This is a genomic window from Microvirga thermotolerans (genome assembly GCF_009363855.1).
GTDB classification, from domain to species: domain Bacteria; phylum Pseudomonadota; class Alphaproteobacteria; order Rhizobiales; family Beijerinckiaceae; genus Microvirga; species Microvirga thermotolerans.
Genome location: NZ_CP045423.1, coordinates 1,530,165 through 1,546,134 on the forward strand (window position 1 = coordinate 1,530,165; position 15,970 = coordinate 1,546,134).

General features: G+C 66.1%; 18 protein-coding genes. 10 read left to right on the plus strand and 8 right to left on the minus strand.

The genetic code is table 11. The annotated features are described in order from the left end of the window. Nucleotides 1-46 precede the first annotated feature (46 nt). The 4 genes from hflK to GDR74_RS07175 all read left to right on the plus strand — a co-directional run bounded on the left by hflK (nt 47) and on the right by GDR74_RS07175 (nt 4,020). On the plus strand, nt 47-1,186 hold the full coding sequence (gene hflK / locus GDR74_RS07160; RefSeq protein ID WP_152585664.1) for an FtsH protease activity modulator HflK: 1,140 nt from the start codon (nt 47-49) through the stop codon (nt 1,184-1,186). After that, entirely contained in the window at nt 1,183-2,106 is a 924-nt protein-coding gene (hflC, locus tag GDR74_RS07165) for a protease modulator HflC (protein WP_152585665.1), read from the plus strand. Before hflK ends, hflC begins: the two co-directional genes overlap by 4 nt. 7 nt (nt 2,107-2,113) lie before the next feature. After that, entirely contained in the window at nt 2,114-2,305 is a 192-nt protein-coding gene (locus tag GDR74_RS07170) for a DUF2065 domain-containing protein (RefSeq protein ID WP_152585666.1), read from the plus strand. Nucleotides 2,306-2,517: 212 nt separating this feature from the next. After that, nucleotides 2,518-4,020, plus strand: a complete 1,503-nt coding sequence (locus GDR74_RS07175) for a DegQ family serine endoprotease (RefSeq protein ID WP_152585667.1) — start codon at nt 2,518-2,520, stop codon at nt 4,018-4,020. An 87-nt stretch (nt 4,021-4,107) separates the two neighbouring features. Here the strand turns inward: GDR74_RS07175 and serB are convergent, their stop codons facing one another. Then, the gene (gene serB, locus GDR74_RS07180) at nt 4,108-5,013 is read right to left on the minus strand and encodes a phosphoserine phosphatase SerB (protein ID WP_152585668.1); all 906 of its coding nucleotides are present in this window, start codon (nt 5,011-5,013) and stop codon (nt 4,108-4,110) included. A gap of 14 nt (nt 5,014-5,027) precedes the next feature. Between serB and miaA the strand changes: the two genes are divergently transcribed. Further along, the gene (miaA, locus tag GDR74_RS07185; RefSeq protein ID WP_152585669.1) at nt 5,028-5,951 is read left to right on the plus strand and encodes a tRNA (adenosine(37)-N6)-dimethylallyltransferase MiaA; all 924 of its coding nucleotides are present in this window, start codon (nt 5,028-5,030) and stop codon (nt 5,949-5,951) included. A gap of 3 nt (nt 5,952-5,954) precedes the next feature. Here miaA and GDR74_RS07190 read toward each other — a convergent pair whose 3' ends face one another. Both GDR74_RS07190 and GDR74_RS07195 read right to left on the minus strand, forming a co-directional pair. Continuing rightward, nucleotides 5,955-7,397: an FAD-binding oxidoreductase gene (locus tag GDR74_RS07190; protein WP_152585670.1), complete on the minus strand. Its 1,443-nt coding sequence runs from the start codon at nt 7,395-7,397 to the stop codon at nt 5,955-5,957. A 70-nt stretch (nt 7,398-7,467) separates the two neighbouring features. Then, complete coding sequence (locus GDR74_RS07195) at nt 7,468-8,295, minus strand: RMD1 family protein (protein ID WP_152585671.1); 828 nt, start codon at nt 8,293-8,295, stop codon at nt 7,468-7,470. A gap of 274 nt (nt 8,296-8,569) precedes the next feature. Here GDR74_RS07195 and GDR74_RS07200 point away from each other — a divergent pair, with 274 nt between their 5' ends. The 4 genes from GDR74_RS07200 to GDR74_RS07215 are packed head-to-tail and all read left to right on the plus strand — an operon-like array spanning nt 8,570 to nt 12,173. Then, a complete protein-coding gene (locus tag GDR74_RS07200; RefSeq protein ID WP_152585672.1) occupies nt 8,570-10,342 on the plus strand; it encodes an acetolactate synthase 3 large subunit in 1,773 nt (590 codons plus the stop codon). A gap of 53 nt (nt 10,343-10,395) precedes the next feature. Then, nucleotides 10,396-11,076 (plus strand): glutathione S-transferase family protein, encoded by a 681-nt coding sequence (locus GDR74_RS07205; protein ID WP_152585673.1) that lies wholly within the window; start codon nt 10,396-10,398, stop codon nt 11,074-11,076. A 54-nt stretch (nt 11,077-11,130) separates the two neighbouring features. After that, entirely contained in the window at nt 11,131-11,673 is a 543-nt protein-coding gene (gene ilvN, locus GDR74_RS07210; RefSeq protein WP_152585674.1) for an acetolactate synthase small subunit, read from the plus strand. Then, a complete protein-coding gene (locus tag GDR74_RS07215) occupies nt 11,670-12,173 on the plus strand; it encodes an NUDIX domain-containing protein (RefSeq protein ID WP_152585675.1) in 504 nt (167 codons plus the stop codon). Before ilvN ends, GDR74_RS07215 begins: the two co-directional genes overlap by 4 nt. Nucleotides 12,174-12,184: 11 nt before the next feature. Here the strand turns inward: GDR74_RS07215 and GDR74_RS07220 are convergent, their stop codons facing one another. Together GDR74_RS07220 and GDR74_RS07225 are read right to left on the minus strand one after the other, a co-directional pair. Next, a complete protein-coding gene (locus GDR74_RS07220) occupies nt 12,185-12,733 on the minus strand; it encodes a DUF924 family protein (RefSeq protein WP_152585676.1) in 549 nt (182 codons plus the stop codon). Nucleotides 12,734-12,768: 35 nt separating this feature from the next. After that, entirely contained in the window at nt 12,769-13,176 is a 408-nt protein-coding gene (locus tag GDR74_RS07225) for a hypothetical protein (protein WP_152585677.1), read from the minus strand. Between the two features lie 159 nt (nt 13,177-13,335). On the opposite strand from GDR74_RS07225, the gene ilvC reads away from it, so the two are divergent. Next, the gene (gene ilvC / locus GDR74_RS07230) at nt 13,336-14,406 is read left to right on the plus strand and encodes a ketol-acid reductoisomerase (protein ID WP_152585678.1); all 1,071 of its coding nucleotides are present in this window, start codon (nt 13,336-13,338) and stop codon (nt 14,404-14,406) included. Between the two features lie 251 nt (nt 14,407-14,657). Here the strand turns inward: ilvC and GDR74_RS07235 are convergent, their stop codons facing one another. From GDR74_RS07235 to GDR74_RS07240, 3 genes are all read right to left on the minus strand, one after another. After that, complete coding sequence (locus GDR74_RS07235; RefSeq protein ID WP_152585679.1) at nt 14,658-15,014, minus strand: hypothetical protein; 357 nt, start codon at nt 15,012-15,014, stop codon at nt 14,658-14,660. A gap of 113 nt (nt 15,015-15,127) precedes the next feature. After that, complete coding sequence (locus GDR74_RS18150; RefSeq protein WP_194164660.1) at nt 15,128-15,283, minus strand: hypothetical protein; 156 nt, start codon at nt 15,281-15,283, stop codon at nt 15,128-15,130. A 67-nt stretch (nt 15,284-15,350) separates the two neighbouring features. Next, nucleotides 15,351-15,872 (minus strand): DedA family protein, encoded by a 522-nt coding sequence (locus tag GDR74_RS07240; RefSeq protein ID WP_152585680.1) that lies wholly within the window; start codon nt 15,870-15,872, stop codon nt 15,351-15,353. Nucleotides 15,873-15,970: the final 98 nt, after the last annotated feature.

Sequence of the window (15,970 nt, forward strand, 5' to 3'; positions counted from 1 at the left end):
CCATCGGCTCGTGCGGCCGGTCTTTTCAGAGTGAGGAAAGGCAACCATGCCTTGGAGTAACCAAAGCGGCGGCGGGCCCTGGGGCCAGCGCGGAGGCTCGGGAGGCGGCAAGAGTCCCTGGGGCTCGGGCGGACCTTCCGGCAATGGAACGCCCCCCGACCTGGAGGAGATCCTGCGCCGCGGCCAGGATCGGCTGAGGGACATCATTCCCGGCGGCTCGATGGGCGGGAAGGGCCTTGCGGTCCTGCTGCTCGGCGCCATCGGCATCTGGCTGCTCACGGGCTTCTACACGGTCCGCCCGAACGAGGTCGGCATCAACATGCTGCTCGGCCGCTTCACCGGCACCTCGGGCGAGGGCCTGCGCTACAATCTGCCCTATCCGCTCGGCCGGGTGCTCAAGCCGAACGTGACCGAGCAGCAGCGCATCGAGGTGGGCTACCGCTCCACCCCCTCGGGGCAGGGGCGTCCCCGCGACATGCTCGAAGAGAGCCTGATGCTCACCGGGGACGAGAACATCATCGACATCGATTTCGACGTGGTCTGGCAGGTCAATCCCGCCCGCCCGCAGGACTTCGTCTTCAACCTCCAGAACCCGGAAGGCACCATCAAGGCCGTCGGCGAGAGCGCCATGCGCGAGGTCATCGGCCGCCGCCGGATCCAGAACGTGCTCACCACCGAGCAGGCGAGCGTCGCGCAGGAAGTGCGCCAGATCATGCAGACGACCCTCGACGCCTACGGCGCCGGCGTCCTCATCAACGTGGTCCAGCTCCAGGCCGCGCAGCCGCCCGCCGAGGTCCGCCAGGCGTTCTTCGACGTGAACGCCGCGCAGCAGGACGCGGTGCGCGTGCAGAACGAGGCCGAGACCTTCGCGAGCCGCGTGGTGCCCGAAGCCCGCGGCGAGGCGGCCCGCACCGTGCAGCAGGCCGAGGCCTATCGGGAGCAGGCGGTGGCCGACGCCACCGGCCAGGCGGCCCGCTTCCGCCAGATCTACGAGGCCTACAGGCAGGCGCCCGACGTGAGCCGGGAGCGGATGTTCCTCGAGACCATGGAGCGCGTGATGTCCGGGGTCGAGAAGGTGATCATCGACCAGAACGGACAGGGCGTCGTCCCCTACCTGCCGCTCATGCAACTGCCCCGCCAGCCGGCCCAGGGCGCGCCTTCCAGCCAGCAGGGAGCCACCCGATGAACAGTCCAGCCCTCCGGACGGGCCTCGTCATCCTCCTGGCGATCGCCGCGATCGCGCTCTACAGCTCGATCTTCATCGTGCAGCAGACGCAGTATGCGCTGGTGCTGCGCTTCGGAGCGGTGCAGTCGGCCCTGCGCGAGCCCGGACCCTACTTCAAGGTGCCGCTCATCGACACGGTGACCTATTTCGACAAGCGCGTGCTGGACCTGGACCTGCCCGTCCAGACCATCCTGTCCGCCGACCGGCAGAACCTGGAGGTGGACGCCTTCACCCGCTACCGCATCGTGGACCCGCTCAAGTTCTATCAGGCGGTCGGGAGCCTCGAACTGGCCAGGCAGCGGCTTGCGAGCTTCACCAACTCGGTCATGCGCAACGTTCTCGCCAGCGCTTCCCGGGACGCCATCGTCCGCACGGAGCGCAGCGAGCTCATGCAGCGCATCCAGGAGGACGTGAACCGGCAGGCGCAGAACCTCGGCATTGAGATGATCGACGTGCGCCTGACCCGGGTGGACCTCCCGGCGGCCAACAGCCAGGCCGTCTACCAGCGCATGCGCACGGAGCGCGAGCGCGAGGCGGCGGACCTGCGCGCCAACGGCCAGCAGCTGGCCCAGACCATCCGCGCCAAGGCCGAGCGCGAGGCCACCGTGATCCGCGCCGAGGCCAACCGGCGCGCGGAGGAATTGCGCGGACAGGGCGATGCGGATAGGAATCGGATTCTGGCCGAGGCTTTCGGCCAGGACCCGGACTTCTTCGCCTTCTACCGATCCCTGCAGGCATACGAGACGGGTCTCAAGTCAGGAGAGACGCGCCTCGTGCTGAGCCCGAATTCCGATTTCTTCCGCTACTTCAACGACCCGTCCGGCCGTTCGAACGGGGCCCAGGCGCCCGCACGGCCGGCCCAGCCGGCTCCGGCCCAATAAGCGTCCCATGCAGGATCTCGTCGCAGCCCTCGGCCTCGCTCTCGTGGTCGAGGGCATTCTGTTTGCGGCGTTTCCCGACGGCATGCGCCGCGCCATGTACGAGGCCGCCCACAGCCCGAGCGACCGGATGCGCCTGGTCGGGATCCTCTCGGCCGTCGCCGGTCTCGTGGTGATCTGGCTCATCCGGCAGTTCGGGTGACGGCCTGGAGCATTTTCAGGAGAAGGAAACCGGTTTTCGCTGGCGCGGCCCTCCGGGTCCGTCCGACAATGCGGCAAACCAGAAGCTTCGGAGCGGAGTGCGATTCCGCCGAAGCGCAATCCGCTCTAAGCCCCTCTTCCGCCGCATTCCGCGCTTGAATGGCGAAGCAGAGGGACAATCTATATCCACGGCTCTCCAAGAGAGGAACTTCAATGACCCAAGCCCTGAGCGCGCTGGCGCCTTCCGGAACGGTGCGGCCGAACCGCCTGTCCCGCAGGCTGGCCGCGTCCTGCTTCGCCGTCGCCGCCTTCGTTGCGACCGCGCTGCCGATGGCGGCGCAGGCCCGTTCCGCCCCGGAATCCTTCGCCGACCTCGCCGAGGAGGTGACGGGCGCCGTCGTCAACATCTCCGCGTCGACCACGGTCGAGGCCAAGAACCGCACGCTGCCCCAGCTGCCGCCGGGAACCCCCTTCGAGGACCTGTTCGAGGAGTTCTTCAACCGCCGCGGCCAGGGCAACGGCGACACGCCGCGCCAGCGCCGGTCCAACTCCCTGGGCTCGGGCTTCGTCATCGATCCGTCGGGCATCGTGGTGACCAACAACCACGTGATCGGCGACGCCAACGACATCAGCGTGATCTTCTCCGACGGCACGCGGCTCAAGGCGGAGATCGTCGGCAAGGACAGCAAGGTCGACCTCGCGGTCCTCAAGGTGAAGACCGACAAGCCGCTCAAGGCGGTCAAGTTCGGGGATTCCGACGCCCTGCGGCCCGGCGACTGGGTGCTGGCGATCGGCAACCCCTTCGGCCTGGGCGGCTCGGTGACCGCCGGCATCGTCTCGGCCCGAGGCCGCAACATCGATTCCGGCCCCTACGACAACTACATCCAGACCGATGCGGCCATCAACAAGGGCAATTCGGGCGGTCCGCTCTTCAACATGAAGGGCGAGGTGGTCGGCATCAACACCGCCATCCTGTCGCCCACCGGCGGCTCGGTGGGCATCGGCTTCGCCGTGCCGGCCTCCACTGCCGCGCCGGTCATCGAGCAGCTCCGGCAGTACGGCGAGACCCGCCGCGGCTGGCTCGGGGTGCGCATCCAGAGCGTGGACGACGCCACCGCCGAGGCGCTCGGCCTCGGCACGGCGCGCGGCGCGCTGATCGCCGGCGTGGACGAGAAGGGTCCCGCCAAGCCTGCGGGCCTCGACGTGGGCGATGTGATCGTGCGCTTCGACGGCAAGGAGGTGAAGGACTCCCGCGACCTGCCGCGCATCGTCGCCTCCACGCCGGTCGGCAAGACCGTCGACGTGGTGGTGGTCCGCAAGGGCAAGGAGGAGACCAAGAAGGTGACCCTCGGACGCCTGGAGGACGGGGAGAAGCAGGCCAACCTGCAGCAGCCCTCCACCGACACGCCGACGGTGACCCGGCAGGCCCTCGGCCTCGAAATGGCGACCATGAGCGAGGATCTCCGCCGCCGCTACGGTCTCAAGGACGACCAGAAGGGCGTCGTGATCACCCGCGTCGATCCCAACTCGGCCGCCGCCGACAAGCGGATCCAGCCGGGCGACGTGATCGTCGAGGTGGGTCAGGAGCCGGTTTCCAGCCCCGCCGACGTGACCAAGCGGATCGACGCCATCAAGAGCCAGGGCCGCAAGTCCGTCCTGCTTCTCGTGGCCAATTCGCAGGGCGAGGTCCGCTTCGTGGCCCTGTCCGTCGAATAGCCGGCGAACGCGCCGACATGGGAGGAAGGGCGGCCTGCGGGCTGCCCTTTTTCGTGAGCCGTCAGACCGTCGCGCCGGAGCGGCGGTTCACGCCCCGACGATCTCTCCCTCGCGATACCCCTGGGCGTAGAGAAGCGCCGTCAGGTCGGCGTGGTCGATCCGGGCATGCGCTGCGGCGGCAACGGCGGGTTTTGCGTGGAACGCGACGCCGAGTCCGGCTTCGCCGAGCATGGCGAGGTCGTTGGCGCCGTCGCCCACCGCCATGGTGTCCTCCCGCGACAGGCCCAGGCGCTCGCGCAGCTCGATCAGGGTCGCGAGCTTCGCCTCCCGTCCGAGGATCGGCTCCTCGACCTCGCCCGCCAGCATCTCGCCCTCGACGATCAGGCGGTTGGAGCGGTGCTCGTCGAAGCCGATCATGGCGGCGACGGGGCCGGTGAAGAGGGTGAAGCCGCCCGAGACCAGGCAGGTATAGGCCCCGTTCGCCCGCATCGTCCCCACCAGGGCGCTCCCGCCCGGGGTGAGGCTGAGCCGGCTCGAGATGATTTCGTCGACCACCTTCACGGGGAGATTCCTGAGGAGCGCGACGCGTTCCCGCAGGGCGGGCTCGAAGGCGATCTCGCCGCGCATGGCGCGCTCGGTGATCTCGGAGACCTCCGCCTTCAGGCCGACATAGTCCGCAAGCTCGTCGATGCATTCCTGGCCGATCATGGTGGAATCCATGTCCGCCAGGAACAGGCGCTTGCGCCGGCCGGCCAGGGGCTGGACGATCACGTCCACGGGCTCGCCCCCCAGGACCCCGCGCAGGATCTCCGCGATGTCCCCCGGTGGCCGCCCCGCGGGCACGACGAGGTCGGCTGCGATTCCGCTTGCCAGGATGGCCGGTTCCGTCTCTTGTCCCAACGCCTTCGCCGCGGTCCTGACAAGGGCCTCGGTGAGGACCGGGCGATTGGGGTCGGCGACGAGCGTCGCGACGAGATCGGGGGAAGCAGCCATCGTGGAGACCGGGTGTGAGTGACGTTGGGATCGGCGCGGTTCTCATTGCAGGGCCGACCGCATCAGGCAAGTCCGCTCTGGGCCTGCGCCTCGCCCGAGCCCTCGACGGCGTCGTGGTGAACGCCGATTCCATGCAGGTCTACCGCGACCTGCGGGTACTGACCGCCCGCCCCACGCCGGAGGAGGAGGCCCTCGCGCCGCACCGGCTCTACGGCCACGTGGATGCCGCGGTGAATTTCTCGGTCGGCCGCTACATGGCCGACGCCACTGCCCTCCTGGCGGAACTGCGGGGCCGGAAGCTCCCGATCTTCGTCGGCGGAACGGGGCTCTACTTCAAGGCCCTGACCGAGGGTCTCTCGGACATCCCGCCCGTGCCGGAAGCGGTGCGGGAGGCGGTGCGCCGAGAGAGCGAGGGGCTGGACACCCCGGAGCTCCATCGCCTTCTCGCGGAGCGCGATCCGGAAACGGCGCGGGCCTTGCGGCCGTCCGACCGCCTGAGGGTCCAGCGGGCGCTCGAGGTCCTCGCCGCGACCGGAAAACCCCTCGTGTCCTTCCATGGCGCCCGCCAGCCGGGGCCTCTGGCTGCCGTGCCGGTGGTGAAGCTCTTCCTCGCGCCGGAACGGGAGACGTTGCGCCGGCGCATCGACGCGAGGTTTCTCGCCATGATGGAGGGGGGAGCCCTGGAGGAGGTGAGGGCGCTCGGGGAACGCCGCCTCGATCCCATGCTGCCCGCCATGCGCGCCCACGGCGTGCCCGGCCTGCTCGCCTATCTCCGCGGCGAAATCTCCCGCGAGGAGGCCATCGCCCGGGGACAGGGGGACACGAGACGCTACGCCAAGCGCCAGTTCACCTGGTTCCGGCACCAGCTGCCGGACTGGGAGTGGGTCGCGCCGGAGGAGGGGTTCGACAGGGTTCTCAGGCTTATCGGTGAGCGATAGGCTTCAGGAGAAGTATGCGTCCCACATGAGATTCCGGAATAGGAGGCCGGGATCATAGTGGCGCTTGCGCTCAATGAAGGCGTCATACTGCGGATAGGCGCGCCGGACCTGGTCCCTCCGCGCGTGCAGGCGATAGGGCAAGTAGAAGCTTCCTCCGATCTCCAAGACGCCGTCGATCAATTCTTCGGTCATGCGCATCATGCCGGCTTCCGCCTCCGGAGACATTTCCTGCGAGAATGACATGACCGCCGCTATTCTCTTCATCGGTGAATAAGCAAGGACGCTGAGATCGTCCTGATCGACATATCGCAGAGTAATGTTGAGAAGGTCTTGACCTGAACGCGGAATGACCTTCCTGCAGAGAGAAAGAAACTCCGCGAACTTCTCCGGCGGGACGAAGTATTCGTGCAGGATATCCGTGAAGCGTCGGTTCCTGCCTGCCAGTTCCGAGACCGGCGAGTTCAAGAGCGTGTTGCGGGTAAAGGTCCCGGACGAAAGCGACGGAGCGACAACGGTCTCCGCGAACCAGCGGATGCGCTTGCCCGTATCCCATCCGGTCTGGGCCCGGTAGATCTCGCGCATGAGCAGAGCCATTTCGCTGCCCGATGCAGCGGGAGGGATTGTGCCGTCAGGCGCCGGCTCGCGGCGAAACGCGACGAGAATCGCCTCGTGAAGGAAATTCGCCTCGGCGACGGAGACGCGGCCATATGCCATGGATGTCAAGGGATCGCTGGTGGCCTTCAGCAAGCGATGGGGAAAGTCCTCGGCGGGAAATGTGCTGAAGGTCGGCTTCAGCAGGGTATTGGGGACCATCTCGACTTCGAGATCCAGAATGATCCCGAACAATCCATAGCCACCCAATGCAAGGGCAAACAGCTCTGCGTTTTCAGTTCGTGAGCAGTTCAGGATTGTTCCATCGGAAAGCATGATGCGAATGGAGCGAACGGTCGTCCCGAACGGGCCATGAGGGACGGCCCAGCCATGGGCATTGACGGAAAAGGTGCTTGCGACACCGAAGTCATTGTTCGACTGCATCACGGCGGGCGAATACCCGAGCGGGTCGAGGGCTTCGATCACGTCACGCCAGCGGGTTCCGGCTCCGACGAGATAAACGCCTTTCTCTGGAAGCAGATAAAAGCGGGAAGGTGCGAGGGTGATAGCCGTTCCATCGCGTGGCAGGCTCTGTCCCCCAAGGGAATGCCGCGCCGCTCCAACGGCAACCGGCCTTTTCGCGGTCGATGCCTCCTTCAGTTCCTGCCGAAGCCGTTCGATGAACGCTCCATCCTGGGTCTCCGCCATCCAATGTCTGGCAACGGGGGTTGGATTGAGGCGGCTCGCATCGTTTAGAACGAGGCGCGGCTCAGCGGCGTAAGCCTGGAGCCGGTTCAGGGGCAGGGCTGCGCTGCCGGCGCCAACAATCAACGAGCGTCTGGTCAACTCTTTCATCAATTGCGTAATAACACTGCAAAACAGAAAGAGAAATGGCTCTTGGCTGGGACCGTCTGATAAGCGTCTATCAATGCCCGCTCGTTCCGGTCGCCATCTGGTAGAAGGTGATGACGATCTCGAAGACGATCAGGATGACGATGATGAGTTCGAGCCGGAGGGAGCGCTCGGTGTCGATGAGGTCGGTGAGGGCCTGGGTCGTGTCGCCGATCACGTCGAGCTTGCGGTAGAGGGCGTTGGCCCGCTCCTTCAGCTCGTACTCGTCCTCCAGGCGGGCGTAGAGGCGCTCCAGGTCGGGCCGGTCCCAGAGCACGTCCGGCTTCTCCTCCACCGCCACGCGGCCCGAGACCCGCTGGCGGACGAGGAGGGCATTGCCCACGTGCTTGAGGATCTCCCGGCGTCCGCCGGGGCGCTTGCCCTTCTCGGCGAGGAAGCGGGCGAAGGGCTCCATCACGTCGAAGACGGCGGCCGCCTCGCGCTCGTCCCGGGAGAGGGCGGCGCTCTTAGCGAGGGCGTCGGCGATCACGATGAGGCGCTCCGTCGAGAGCGTCCGCACGTAGATCGGCCCGCCCGGGGGAATCTGGTCGTCCTTGTCCGGGGAGATCTCGATGACGGCGGTCTCCTCCTCGTGGCGGGCGAACTCACCGACGATCCGCTGGCGGAGGCCGCGGATCACCTCGTCCTCCTCCAGGGGGGTGAGCCCCACGAGGACCGCGACCCCGAAGCGGAAAAGAGCCACGAAACCCTCCTGCCCCGCCCGGAAGGCGAGGGGAGACGTGGAGAGCACGTCGCTGCGCTCGAGCCCGGCCACGTCCAGCCTGTCGCCCAGAAGCAGGGCGCGGGCGGTGATGCGCGGGCCGCGGGAGGGAGTGTCGGAGGGGGAAACGGTGTCGGTCATGATCAACAGGCTGATGGCTCCGGCACCATAAGAGCTAGACCGTGGAATGCAAAAGGCGAGGCGCTTGACCGGATGAAAAGCATGGGCTAGCGTCGGCGCAACTTTCGAACAGGAAAGCCGCATTCATGCGCAAGCTTATTCTCGTAGTAGGAGCGCCATCGACGGAGCGGGGCTGAACCCGCAGGTCCGGCGATGGCGCACAGGCCCCCACTGGGGCCTTTTTTATTGCCCAAATTCCCCCACGACAGCGAAGAGACCAGACGGAGCGAGAGACATGAGCGAGACGATGACGGGAGCCGAAATGGTGATCCGCGCTCTCCAGGACCAGGGGGTCGAGCACATCTTCGGCTATCCCGGAGGCGCCGTGCTGCCGATCTACGACGCCCTCTTCCACCAGGACAAGGTCCGGCACGTCCTCGTCCGTCACGAGCAGGGGGCGGTCCATGCGGCCGAGGGCTATGCCCGCTCCTCCGGCAAGCCGGGCGTGGTGCTGGTGACCTCCGGCCCCGGCGCGACGAACGCGGTGACGGGCCTGGCCGACGCCATGATGGATTCCATCCCGCTGGTGTGCATCACGGGGCAGGTGCCGACCCATCTCATCGGCTCCGACGCCTTCCAGGAATGCGATACGGTCGGCATCACCCGCCACTGCACCAAGCACAACTACCTCGTGAAATCCATCGAGGACCTGCCGCGGATCCTGCACGAGGCGTTCTACGTGGCCACGAACGGGCGGCCCGGCCCCGTGGTGGTGGACCTGCCGAAGGACATCCAGTTCAAGACCGGGACCTACGTGCGCCCGGCGAACAACCAGCACAAGACCTATCATCCCAACGTCAAGGGCGACATGGAGCGCATCCGCGCTGCCATCGAGCTGATGGCGAAGGCGAAGCGGCCGGTCTTCTACACGGGCGGCGGCGTCATCAACTCGGGTCCGCACGCCTCCGCGCTCCTGCGCGAGCTGGTGCGGCTGACCGGCTTCCCCGTCACCTCGACGCTCATGGGGCTCGGCGCCTATCCGGGGTCCGATCCGCAGTTCCTCGGCATGGTCGGCATGCACGGAACCTACGAATCGAACCTGGCGATGCACGAATGCGACGTGATGATCAACATCGGCGCGCGTTTCGACGACCGCATCACGGGCCGGCTCGATGCCTTCTCGCCCTATTCCAAGCGCATTCACGTGGATATCGACCCGTCCTCGATCAACAAGAACGTGAAGGTGGACATCCCCATCGTCGGCGACTGCGCGCACGTGCTCGAGGACATGGTGCGCCTGTGGCGGCAGAATGCGCCGCAGGTGGACAAGGTCGCTCTCAAGGAGTGGTGGAACAAGATCGAGGGATGGCGGGCGCGCAACTGCCTCGCCTACCGGAACTCCTCCGAGACCATCAAGCCGCAATACGCGATCCAGCGCCTCTACGAGCTCACCAAGGACCGGGAAACCTACGTCACGACGGAGGTCGGCCAACACCAGATGTGGGCGGCGCAGTACTTCAGGTTCGAGGAGCCGAACCGCTGGATGACGTCCGGCGGCCACGGCACCATGGGCTACGGGCTGCCCGCGGCGGTCGGCGCGCAGCTCGCGCATCCCGACGCCCTCGTCATCGACATCGCGGGCGAGGCCTCGATCCAGATGATGCTGCAGGAAATGTCCACGGCCCTGCAGTACGACCTGCCGATCAAGGTGTTCATCCTCAACAACGAATACATGGGCATGGTGCGCCAGTGGCAGGAGCTCCTGCATGGCGGGCGCTACTCCCACAGCTATTCGGAATCGCTGCCCGACTTCGTGAAGCTTGCCGAAGCCTACGGCGGCGTCGGTCTCCGCTGCGAGAAGCCGGCGGAGCTCGACGACGCGATCCGCACCATGATCGACACGAAGCGGCCCGTCATCCTCGACTGCATCGTCGACAAGACCGAGAACTGCTTCCCGATGATCCCCTCAGGCAAGGCGCACAACGAGATGCTGCTCAACGACTATCTCGGCGAGGCCGGAACCGACATCGGCTCCGTCATCGACGAGAAGGGCAAGATGCTGGTCTGATGTATGAGAGAGAGAACCCCTCTCACGGATCGGAGAGGGGAAAGGGTCCTGCCATGCCAACGCTCGTGATCGGCAACAAGCTCTATTCCTCCTGGTCGATGCGGCCGTGGCTGCTGATGAAGCAGCTCGGCGTCGCCTTCGACGAGGTGCTCGTTCCGCTCGACCTCCCCGACACCCGGACCCGGGTGCTCGCCTATTCGCCCGCCGGCAAGGTGCCCGTTCTCGTCGACGGGGACGTGACCGTGTGGGAAACCCTCGCAATCATGGAATATGTCGGCGATGCCTATGGCGCGCCCGTCTGGCCGGAGGACCGCAAGGCGCGGGCCATGGCGCGGGTGGTGGCGAGCGAGATGCACGCAGGCTTCCAGGCGTTGCGCTCGGCATGCCCCATGAATCTCGGCAAGAAATACGCAACCCGCGACAGGGGCGAGGCGGTGGCCCGCGACGTCGCGCGGTTCTCCGAGATCGTCCGGGATGCGCGCAAGCGCTTCGGCGTCGGCGGCCCGTTCCTGTTCGGCGCCTTCTCGGCGGCGGACGCCATGTATGCGCCCCTCGCGACCCGCCTCGACACCTATTCCATCCCTCTCGACGGCACCACGCAGGCCTATGTGGACGCAATCCTCGCCTTGCCCGCCTTCCAGGAATGGCGGCAGGCCGGGCTGAAGGAGGAATGGGTGGTGGAAGCCGACGAGGTCGACGAGGAGCCGGTCGCGGTCTACCGCGGCGCGGCCTGAGGGAAGCGCAAGCCCGGCGCAACCAGAGCCATCCCACAACCAAACCGGAAAACCATGAGCCAGATGAGCACCCACTATCCCGGCGCAACCCGGGTCGAACCCATCAGCCGGCATACCCTCGCGATCATCGTCGACAACGAGCCGGGCGTCCTCGCCCGCATTGCGGGCCTGTTCTCGGGACGCGGCTACAACATCGAGAGCCTCACCGTCACGGAGACGGAGCATGAGGCGCACATCTCGCGCATCACCATCGTGACGGCGGGGACGGACAGCATCATCGAGCAGATCAAGAGCCAGCTCGAGCGTCTCGTGCCCGTTCACCGGGTGGTGGACCTGACGCTCACCGGCGATGCGGTGGAGCGGGAGCTCTGCCTCGTGAAGGTGGTCGGCAAGGGCGACCACCGGGTGGAGGCCATGCGCCTCGCCTCCGCCTTCGGCGCCCGCACCATGGACGCGACCCTCAACTCCTTCGTCTACGAGCTCACCGGCACGACCGAGGAGGTGGAACGCTTCATCAAGCTGATGACCGCCGTCGGGCTGGTCGAGGTGTCCCGCACCGGCGTCGCCGCCATGGCGCGCGGGGCGGAGAGCATGTGAGCCCCGTCCCCGTGCCCTCCTTCCATGAAAGCTATCTCGGCCGCCTCCGCGGCGTGGTGGGCGACCGCCTGCTGCTGATGCCCGGCTCCCGGATCGTCATCGAGGGGGAGGGCGGCCGCGTCCTCCTGCAGCGCCGGTCGGATTTCGGCGTCTGGGGTATCCCCGGCGGCGTGCCGGAGGAGGGCGAGGGCATCGTCGATGCGATCGTCCGCGAGACACGGGAGGAGACCGGGCTCACTGTCCTGGATCCGAGGCCGTTCGGCTATGCATGTCATCCGGATTTCGAGACCATCCGCTACCCGAACGGGCATGTCTGCCAGTATTTCTCGCTCATGTTCTGCGCGACCTCCTTCGAGGGCGCGCTCGGCGGGAGCGACGGCGAGAGCCTCGAACTCGCCTGGTTTGCGCCCGAGTCCCTTCCCTCCATGCTGCCGAACATGCGCCGGAGCGTGGAGGCCTATGTCCGGTTCAAGACGACCGGCGCGTTCCAGATGATATGAGCACCCTTCGACTAGCCCCTGAAACCGTCCTCCTCCAGGAAGGCGGCCTCCTCCGCGGTGGTCTCCCTCCCGAGGATGCCGTTCCGGTGTGGAAAGCGGCCGAAGCGGGCGATGACGTCGCGGTGATGGCGCGCCCACTTGATCGAGTCCGGATCGCCGAGGGCCTCGTTGAGGACCACCGAGCGCTCCTGGTGGCGCAGGGATTCGGAGTGCATGAAGGGCAGATAGAAGAAGCGCCGCAGCGCAGGGTCGACCCGCATGTCGTAGCCGCGCTCGATGGCGCGGTCGGCGGTGAGCAGCGCGGCAGGATCCGTCTTGTATACGTCGCGGGTGCCGCGGAACATGTTGCGGGGGAACTGGTCGAGCAGCAGCACGACGGCGAGCGCACCTTCCGGGGACAGCTCCCATTCGTTCAGGTCGCCGCGTGCGGCGGCCTGATAGGTGGTCATGAAACGGTCGCGGCAGGCGCGGTCGAAGGCCTCGTCCTTGGCGAACCATTTGTCGGGGCCGGCCTCGCGCCAGAAGGCGAGGACGTCCTGCGGAGAAGCGTATTGATCCATGCGTGCGATTCTCCACGAACCGCACGTCATTGCAATCAGGCGGGCGTTCCGGCTGTCGAAGGGGCGCTCTGGGCCGAGAAGAAGAAGACGCGCACCAGATTGGCGAAGAAGGTCAGCACGCCCGCAAGGGCGACGAAGGCCATGCCGACCGCAAGGCCCGGACGCTCATGAACGATCGACAGATAGATCCCCGCAGGAAATCCGAAGGCGGAGACGCCCGAAAGGACGAGATGAGCCTTCGCGAGCCAGGACGCCTGAAGAGCTGGATAGGACCGGTAGATCAGCCCGAACAGGGCGAGGGAGGTCCAGCCGAGCAGGTTCAGGTGCGCATGGACCGGTGCAAGCTGGAAGTCGTGAGCGGCCCCCATGTTCATCCCCAGGACGAGACCGGTCGTGAGGCAGAGGACGGAGAGCAGGATGAAGGTGATGTCGATTCGCGGCATGAGGCCTCCGTAGCGCAAGGTAATGTTATGTCTTTAGCCGAGGAGAAAGGAGAGCGCAATCCGTGTGAAATGCGATTTCTCGCGAACGAAAATAACGGTTTCGCCGCTTCCTTTTGAAACAAAAGGTCGATAAGAAGCCGCCACCCGCCAAGCCCCGTAATGGAAGGGGCGTATCGAACAATACGAACGTTGAAGGAAGAGAAGGCAGCCATGCGCGTTTATTATGATCGCGATGCCGACATCAATCTGATCAAGAGCAAGAAGGTCGCCATCGTCGGCTACGGCAGCCAGGGGCATGCCCATGCGCTCAACCTGCGCGACTCGGGGGTGAAGGACATCGCCGTCGCGCTCCGGAAGGGCTCGTCCTCCGCCGCAAAGGCCGAGAAGGAGGGCCTGAAGGTCATGGAGGTGGCCGAAGCGGCCCGGTGGGCGGACGTGGTCATGATGCTGACCCCGGACGAGCTCCAGGCCGACATCTATCGGAACGAGCTTCACGACAACATGAAGGAGGGTGCGGCGCTCCTCTTCGCCCACGGCCTCAATGTCCACTTCAACCTCATCGAGCCGCGCAAGGATCTCGACGTGCTCATGGTCGCGCCGAAGGGGCCGGGCCACACGGTGCGCTCCGAATACCTGCGCGGCGGCGGCGTGCCGACCCTGATCGCGATCCACCAGGATGCCACCGGGAACGCCCATGACCTCGGCCTCTCCTATGCTTCCGCCAACGGCGGCGGCCGGGCCGGAATCATCGAGACCACCTTCAAGGAGGAATGCGAGACCGACCTGTTCGGCGAGCAGGTGGTGCTGTGCGGCGGCCTCGTTGAACTCATCAAGGCGGGCTTCGAGACGCTGGTCGAGGCGGGCTACGCTCCCGAGATGGCCTATTTCGAGTGCCTTCACGAGGTGAAGCTGATCGTCGACCTCATTTACGAGGGCGGCATCGCCAACATGAACTACTCGATCTCCAACACCGCGGAGTACGGCGAGTACGTCACGGGTCCCCGCATCATCACGGCCGAGACCAAGGCCGAGATGAAGCGCGTCCTCGAGGATATCCAGAGCGGCAAGTTCACCCGGGACTGGATGCTCGAGAACAAGGTGAATCAGACCTCCTTCAAGGCGATCCGCGCGCGCAATGCCGCGCACCAGATCGAGGAGGTGGGCGCTCGCCTGCGCGAGATGATGCCCTGGATCAAGTCCAAGGCGCTCGTCGACAAGAGCCGGAACTGATCGCAGCCTGTGGAGCGGCTTGCGGTCTCGCGTGACCGCAAGCCGCTCGCAGGTTTCTCGCCTGGCACATGTCCGGGCGAACGACGGGCTTTCGCATTTCCCGACAAAGCGTCAGGCCCGCGAGAGGCAAGCACTTTTCGCAGGGACCCTGCGCCGAACGGGCCGAACGGAAAGCGGCGGCGCGATGCAAAAAAGAAAGGGGCGGTTGAGCCCACCCCTGTTGTTGTTGCAGCCCCCACGGGTGAAACGATTCACGCCACGTGATGCAGAAGCAGGACGATGGCGCTGACAATGCATAGGACATGCCCCAGCACGCGATACCGGGGCATGCAGAACTTGAAGATCCCATAGCAGATCGCCAGGGCGAGCAGGAGCCCCCAGAAACTCTCGACCAGACGGACGAGGCCCTCTTTTTCGACCGAGGGGTTGGAGATGCTCCATGTCTCGAAAAGCCAGAGCGCCGCGAACGCGATACCCCCGGTCCACCACCCGAGGTTCTGCCACGCAGGCGGCAGACCGGGCAGGGGCCCCCCTACCGCTCCGGCCGTGAGCCGGAGGGTGGAATCGTCGTCGTACCAATCGTACGGATCTGACGGGCTCTGTTTCATGACATTGCTTTGCGTTAAGGCAATGCCGCGTTGTAGCATTGCTATACGCGCCTGACACCTGTCGAAACAGAGAGGAAGGCCCAGAAAATGCCGTAACGGAGCCGGTCGCCGCGCTACTGGGTGTTGCTCCTCGTGTTGTCGGCCTTGTTGTTGCTTTGCTTGCCGGGGTCGAGGCGCTTCTTGGTGGTGCCGCCGGAGCCCCGGGTCATGTCGCCGGGATGCTTCTTGCTCTCTGCGGAATTGTCGCCGCTCATCTTGCCTTTACCCATGAAAACCTCCTCGGATGCAGGGGGTCAATGATGCGGGCTACGGGCGGTTCCCTCCGCCGGGCGGCTGTTACCAGAAGAAATGGCGGGCGAGGCCGGCTCCCGGCGCGAGGAGGACGAAGCCCCACACGAAGGCGGAGGCGAGATTCGCGGCCTGGAAGAGGATCGCAGGCATCAGGAAGATCCCGGCGATGAGGGGAATCACCGCCCGGGCCGGTCCAAAGAAGCGCCCGAAGAACACCGCCCAGGGGCCGAATCGCTCGAAGAAGCGCTCTCCGCGTGCGATCAGGCCCGGCTTGCGGGATAGGGGCCATACACCGTAGGCGGCCGTCTTGTAGTGCCGGCCGACGGCGTAGGAGATCCAGTTGCCGAGGATCGCCCCCGCCACCGCTCCCGCCCAGCTCTGCCAGAACGGGATCTCCGCCGCCGCGATCAGGAAGCCGGCCGCCACGATGACGGTGGTGGCGGGCAGGAGCAGCGACACGAAGGCAAAGGATTCGCCGAAGGTCATGAGGCCCAGGATCAGCGGCGCGAGCTCCCGGTGGGCACGGATGAAGTCGAGTACGGCCTGGGTGAGGTCTTCCAGGTTCATGAATCCTCTCCCGTGGCCCGGCGGGCGATGCGGGGGCGTTCCTGGCGGGAACGCGGCGCCATCGTGATCGATTCCATCACAGTCCGCGATTTGATGCG

Bases quoted from the DNA above. Each gene is read 5' to 3' on its own strand.
- GDR74_RS07195 (WP_152585671.1), bottom strand. From the start codon at position 8,295: ATGACCGACACCGTTTCCCCCTCCGACACTCCCTCCCGCGGCCCGCGC.
- GDR74_RS07170 (WP_152585666.1), top strand. From the start codon at position 2,114: ATGCAGGATCTCGTCGCAGCCCTCGGCCTCGCTCTCGTGGTCGAGGGC.
- serB (WP_152585668.1), bottom strand. From the start codon at position 5,013: ATGGCTGCTTCCCCCGATCTCGTCGCGACGCTCGTCGCCGACCCCAAT.
- GDR74_RS18150 (WP_194164660.1), bottom strand. From the start codon at position 15,283: ATGGGTAAAGGCAAGATGAGCGGCGACAATTCCGCAGAGAGCAAGAAG.
- GDR74_RS07225 (WP_152585677.1), bottom strand. From the start codon at position 13,176: ATGCCGCGAATCGACATCACCTTCATCCTGCTCTCCGTCCTCTGCCTC.
- hflK (WP_152585664.1), top strand. From the start codon at position 47: ATGCCTTGGAGTAACCAAAGCGGCGGCGGGCCCTGGGGCCAGCGCGGA.
- GDR74_RS07190 (WP_152585670.1), bottom strand. From the start codon at position 7,397: ATGAAAGAGTTGACCAGACGCTCGTTGATTGTTGGCGCCGGCAGCGCA.
- GDR74_RS07205 (WP_152585673.1), top strand. From the start codon at position 10,396: ATGCCAACGCTCGTGATCGGCAACAAGCTCTATTCCTCCTGGTCGATG.
- hflC (WP_152585665.1), top strand. From the start codon at position 1,183: ATGAACAGTCCAGCCCTCCGGACGGGCCTCGTCATCCTCCTGGCGATC.
- GDR74_RS07175 (WP_152585667.1), top strand. From the start codon at position 2,518: ATGACCCAAGCCCTGAGCGCGCTGGCGCCTTCCGGAACGGTGCGGCCG.
- ilvN (WP_152585674.1), top strand. From the start codon at position 11,131: ATGAGCCAGATGAGCACCCACTATCCCGGCGCAACCCGGGTCGAACCC.
- GDR74_RS07200 (WP_152585672.1), top strand. From the start codon at position 8,570: ATGAGCGAGACGATGACGGGAGCCGAAATGGTGATCCGCGCTCTCCAG.
- GDR74_RS07240 (WP_152585680.1), bottom strand. From the start codon at position 15,872: ATGAACCTGGAAGACCTCACCCAGGCCGTACTCGACTTCATCCGTGCC.
- GDR74_RS07235 (WP_152585679.1), bottom strand. From the start codon at position 15,014: ATGAAACAGAGCCCGTCAGATCCGTACGATTGGTACGACGACGATTCC.
- ilvC (WP_152585678.1), top strand. From the start codon at position 13,336: ATGGAAGGGGCGTATCGAACAATACGAACGTTGAAGGAAGAGAAGGCA.
- GDR74_RS07220 (WP_152585676.1), bottom strand. From the start codon at position 12,733: ATGGATCAATACGCTTCTCCGCAGGACGTCCTCGCCTTCTGGCGCGAG.